The organism is Neisseria sp. HMSC064D07 (assembly GCF_001837185.1).
GTDB classification, from domain to species: domain Bacteria; phylum Pseudomonadota; class Gammaproteobacteria; order Burkholderiales; family Neisseriaceae; genus Neisseria; species Neisseria flavescens_C.
The window spans coordinates 1-4,625 of record NZ_KV831689.1 but is presented as its reverse complement, the minus strand read 5'-3'; the positions used below and the strand labels follow the sequence as shown (position 1 = coordinate 4,625).

Sequence of the window (4,625 nt, the reverse complement as noted above, 5' to 3'; positions counted from 1 at the left end):
GGGATTTTGGGGAATTTTGCAAAGGTCTCAGGCTGTCTGAAAACTGGATTTCAGACGGCCTTTATTCTAAAGTTTCCAGACAACGTTTGAGGTCTTCTGAAAGTTTGAAAGAATGGTTTGAACGGCAAAGAACGCGTGCGTGCATACCGCACACACCCTACACCTCGGTTTTAAAGTTTGTGCCGCCCGCAGGTAGGATATGGCGCAGCCACGCCCGCGGTTGGTGGGAATACAGGCTACGGCTTGCTACGCTCGCTTACCAGCTAATTCCAGTTTGTCTTAATTCCAAATATTTTTCATAAGTCTTAATAAAGATTGTATCAATAAAAATTAATATCAAAAAACGAATATAATAATTATCAAAATTATAAGCTTCGATATTTAAATTATTTAATGTAGGTAAATTTTTTTGATATGATAATGTATTATGAGCGCACCTATTACGATGTTTATATAATCTAAGATAAATTTCAGAGATCGCATACTTTTTTAATTTGTCATCACCAATGTTATCTTTATTTGTAAATAATTGACTATTGGAAGGTAAAAACAGTGATTCACTTGTAATTTCATTTCCTTGAAACATCTTAATATATTTTTCAAATATTGAGTTGATGTTTGAATGACTAAGAAATTTATCTAATGCTATTTTATTATTTTCTATGTGGTTAGTTTCATCGTCAGGAAATATAATTTTTTTAAATTCTATATTTTCTGAAGGTTTGAGCAATGTTATTTGCTTAGTTAAATCGCCATATACTTTTGATTTCTCTTTCAAATCAGAGCATTCTCCATACTTGCCCTTGTTCAAAAATTCATATCTAAACTCATAATCATAGGTAGCTAAAGTCCAAAGAATGCATTTCATTTTTTGCTCTTGAGAACCTGTCATTTCAATAAAAATTGAACGAAGAATATGTTCTTGCACTGGATATGTTTCTATAGTATCACCCAAATTAGACAGAGAGGATATACCTTTTTTTAAAATATTGATAATCGGCTCAAGAATAAAATCATTATGGTTTACCATAATTTAGCCCCATTCCATTATAGAGTTCAATAGATTCTTTTATTCTTTCACAGATATATATGCTATCATTTGGTGTGTTTTTGGACCTTTTGTGGAGTTTCTCTGCTAATTTTGAGCATTTTTCGATCAATTCTCTGATTGTGGTTTCATCATTTAAGTAGGAAATATTGCCTCCAAATAGGCATTGATATAAAAAGCCAAAGAATAAAACATCAAAGTGTACAATTTTATCAAATTTGTAAGGCGCATTGGGATTCTGATTTTTATTTTTATTTAATTCAATTTTTATCTTCTCAAGAATTTCTATATAACAAGGTGTGCCATCTGTTTCTTCAAAAATACTATAGTTTGAACCGGTATCATAGAAAGGTTGACTGTAATCGAAATCTCTAACAATTTCCCCTCTTTTGCCGAATAAATCGACTGGTATTCTATTACTTAATGACTCAACAATATTGGCAAAATCTTCTGTTCTTTCAGCCGTTTGAATAGAGTCTTTATTCATTCTGTATTGAAGAATGTAGCCTAATATTCTAATAAGTTTATTACTGCCTCTGCTAACTTTGAAATATTCTTCAAATTTTGGTGAAATAATATTTTTTAATTCAGGTGTAATTAATTTGTAAGCTTCTAATTTTTCATCAGCAGTCAATAATTCTGCTTGCGTGTTTATTGAGTAAAATGTTTGTGCGAAAAATCGCTCTTGTTCAATTTTGGTACCAGACTGAGGAGAAATAAAGGTAAATCCTAAAAATTTATCTTTAAAAAAATTATTTTTATCTACATTTGATATTCCGATTCCTTCAAAGAAATCATAGTCAGTAAACCCGTCAGGATCATCAAAATTTGTTGCAGTTGTATTACCATCACTTTGTGAGCAATATTTCCATTTGTTATTTAGATTTTTACGTGTAGGGTATTTATTGCGATATGCCAACAAAAGACTGGTTAACCTCTGTTGCCCATCTATAATCAGGTTTTCTTGGTTTGATCTGATAACTATAATCGGTGGGATAAATTGTTTATTATGTAGAGATTTAATTAATCGTTTTATTTTATAATCTTTCCATGTAAATGAACGCTGAATCTTTGGTAATTTAATGTTGCCTGTTTCAAGTAAATGAATCCAGTGGTCTAAAGAATATTCCCCATAAAAAACATTTGTTTCCATACTCTTGTCCTTTTATATAGAAAAATTTACTCTGCTCCAAAAAGCAGATTCTCTTTAATTCCGCGTATTCTATCACGAAGAACAGCCGCTTCTTCAAACTGCAAATCCCTAGCTGCCTGCTGCATGGCTTTTTCTAGTTTGGCAATTTCTTTCAAGGCATCTTCTTCGTTCTGAATCTCGCCGACTTTAACCTTGTTTTTGCCTTTCAGACGGCCTTTACTGCTGTCTTCTTCGTGGTACACGCCGTCGATGATGTCTTTGACTTGTTTCTTAATCTGTTGCGGTACGATGCCGTGTTCTTCATTGAATTTAATCTGTTTTTCGCGGCGGCGTTCGGTTTCGTCAATAGCGGCTTTCATGGAGTCGGTGATTTTGTCGGCGTACAAAATCGCTACGCCATTCACGTTGCGCGCGGCGCGGCCTATGGTTTGAATCAGGCTGCGGTGGGAGCGTAGGAAGCCTTCTTTGTCGGCGTCGAGGATGGCGACGAGGGAGACTTCGGGGATGTCCAAGCCTTCGCGCAATAGGTTGATGCCGACGAGTACGTCAAACAGTCCGAGCCGTAAATCTCTAATGATTTCAACGCGCTCTACGGTATCGATGTCGCTGTGCAGGTAGCGCACTTTGATGCCGAGTTCGCTGTAATAGTCGGTGAGTTGTTCCGCCATGCGTTTGGTGAGAGTGGTAACGAGCACGCGTTCGCCTTTTTGGATGCGGTCGTTGATTTCGCTCATCAAGTCATCGACTTGGGTGGCGACGGGGCGGATGATAATTTGGGGATCGACCAGCCCTGTGGGGCGGACGACTTGTTCGACCACTTGTCCGGCGTGTTCTTCTTCGTATTTGGCGGGGGTGGCGGAGACAAAGATGGTTTGCGGCATGACTTTTTCAAATTCGTGGAATTTGAGCGGGCGGTTGTCGCGAGCGGAAGGCAGGCGAAAGCCGTAGTCCACGAGATTTTGTTTGCGCGATGCGTCGCCTTTGTACATGCCGCCGATTTGGGTGACGGTAACGTGACTTTCGTCGATGAACATGATGGCGTTGTCGGGCAGGTAGTCCATCAGCGTGGGCGGCGGTTCGCCTTCTTTTTTGCCGGAGAAATGGCGGGGGTAGTTTTCGATGCCTTTGCAGAAGCCCATTTCGTAGAGCATTTCGAGGTCGAAGCGGGTGCGCTGTTCGATGCGTTGTTGTTCGACGGGGCGTTGTTCGCGGGCGAAAAATTCGATGCGTTCGCGCAGTTCTTCTTTGATGGACTCACAGGCGCGCAATACGGTGTCGCGTGGGGTAACGTAGTGGCTGGACGGGAAGACTGTGTAGCGGCCGACGCGTTGAATAAGGCTGCCTGAAAGCGGGTCAAACATATCGAGGCGGTCGATTTCGTCGTCAAACAGGCTGATGCGCAAGGCGTTTTCCGAGCTTTCGGCGGGGTACACGTCAATCACGTCGCCACGCACGCGGAAGCTGCCGCGTTTGAAATCCAAATCGCCGCGTTCGTATTGCATGGAAACGAGCGTAGCGATGATGTCGCGCTGCTCAATGGTGTCGCCTTCTTTGACGGACAACACCATTTGTTGATACTCGGTCGGGTCACCGATACCGTAAATGGCAGACACGGTGGCAACGATAATCACGTCGTCGCGCGTCATCAGGTTTTTGGTGGCGGAAAGGCGCATTTGTTCGATGTGTTCGTTAATCGCGCTGTCTTTTTCGATGAACAAATCGCGGCTGGGCACATAGGCTTCGGGTTGATAATAGTCGTAGTAGGAGACGAAATATTCCACTGCGTTTTCGGGGAAAAACTCGCGCATTTCGGCATAGAGCTGGGCGGCAAGGGTTTTATTGTGCGCCATGATGATGGCGGGGCGGCCGCTTTGAGCAATGACGTTCGCCATGGTGTAGGTTTTGCCCGAACCGGTTACTCCGAGCAAGGTTTGATAAGCAAGGCCGTCTGAAAGCCCTTCGAGCAGGCCGGCAATGGCGGTGGGCTGGTCGCCGGCGGGTGGGAAGGGCTGGTGGAGTTTAAACGGAGAATTGGGATATTGGATGACTTCCATAAGACGGCCTGTTTTATGTTCAGGTAAAGAGAAGATTATAACAAAGGGCCGTCTGAAAATTGATAGAGAGTCAATCTAACAAAACTAAATATTTCATTTTCTTTCTTAGCTAACTGAGGTTGGTTGTGTTAGTCAGAACAATACTTGGATGCTGGGCTGGGTCAGCTGGAGCGAATAACCCATCTTCATTCCTCAAAGGACGTGCCTGAGCACGTCCTTTTTCTTCATCCGCCTCCTCCCTTTAGATCAGGTTTCTACCCCGTAAAAGGCCGACACTCCGCATCATTGCCCCTAAATATCTCCTCGCCGTCAGTACAGTTTCCCTTCCCCTTCATTTTCCCGCACACCACCGCCGTCAGCGACTCGTTCA

3 protein-coding genes are annotated in these 4,625 nt (G+C 42.1%); all 3 read right to left on the bottom strand.

All coding sequences use genetic code 11. The features are described 5' to 3' along the window. Positions 1-256 precede the first annotated feature (256 nt). Genes HMPREF2608_RS06380 through uvrB form a run of 3 tightly spaced genes read right to left on the bottom strand, consistent with a single transcriptional unit; the run spans position 257 to position 4,255 of the window. Positions 257-1,030, bottom strand: coding sequence for a hypothetical protein (locus HMPREF2608_RS06380; RefSeq protein WP_070826363.1), 774 nt, complete (start codon positions 1,028-1,030; stop codon positions 257-259). Further along, complete coding sequence (locus HMPREF2608_RS06375) at positions 1,017-2,201, bottom strand: DUF262 domain-containing protein (RefSeq protein ID WP_070826362.1); 1,185 nt, start codon at positions 2,199-2,201, stop codon at positions 1,017-1,019. Before HMPREF2608_RS06375 ends, HMPREF2608_RS06380 begins: the two co-directional genes overlap by 14 nt. Positions 2,202-2,227: 26 nt before the next feature. After that, positions 2,228-4,255 (bottom strand): excinuclease ABC subunit UvrB, encoded by a 2,028-nt coding sequence (uvrB, locus tag HMPREF2608_RS06370; RefSeq protein WP_070826361.1) that lies wholly within the window; start codon positions 4,253-4,255, stop codon positions 2,228-2,230. Between the last annotated feature and the right edge of the window lie 370 nt (positions 4,256-4,625).

Bases quoted from the DNA above. Each gene is read 5' to 3' on its own strand.
- HMPREF2608_RS06375 (WP_070826362.1), bottom strand. From the start codon at position 2,201: ATGGAAACAAATGTTTTTTATGGGGAATATTCTTTAGACCACTGGATT.
- HMPREF2608_RS06380 (WP_070826363.1), bottom strand. From the start codon at position 1,030: ATGGTAAACCATAATGATTTTATTCTTGAGCCGATTATCAATATTTTA.
- uvrB (WP_070826361.1), bottom strand. From the start codon at position 4,255: ATGGAAGTCATCCAATATCCCAATTCTCCGTTTAAACTCCACCAGCCC.